At 56.5% G+C, this 336-nt stretch carries 1 protein-coding gene; it reads left to right on the top strand.

The window, feature by feature from the left end; genetic code table 11:
- Nucleotides 1-134: 134 nt before the first annotated feature.
- On the top strand, nt 135-336 hold a 202-nt coding region (locus tag A3736_RS17900), incomplete at its 3' end, for a hypothetical protein (protein WP_233999299.1).

The raw sequence follows: 336 nt of genomic DNA, 5'->3' as shown, positions 1-336 counted from the left end.
TATTCATAGAGATCGCCTTTGGTGTCGCGATCGTCCATCGGGATTTTGTCGAGCATGTCGACGGTCTTGGCGAGCAATGCGGCGTTGCTGAAACCAAGCCGCGCGTCCTTCATGTGCTCGCCATAACTGGAACCGTGCTCACCCAGCTGGCGAAGGAACGGGAAAACCCGCTCGGCCACGACATCCATCATCTCGCGCGCTTCGAAGTTCTTGAAGCGGGACCAGCGAAGATCGGAGTAAGGACGACCTTGATCGTCGTTGCCGTCCGGAAAAATTCGCCGCTCCATCGCAATGCCAAGGTTGGCGGCCTTGTTTTCCTCAAGAGTATGCAAGTCG

It is taken from the genome of Erythrobacter sp. HI0063, from assembly GCF_001635685.1.
In the GTDB taxonomy this organism is placed as follows: Bacteria; Pseudomonadota; Alphaproteobacteria; order Sphingomonadales; family Sphingomonadaceae; genus Qipengyuania.
This window is presented reverse-complemented; position numbering and strand designations above follow the sequence as displayed.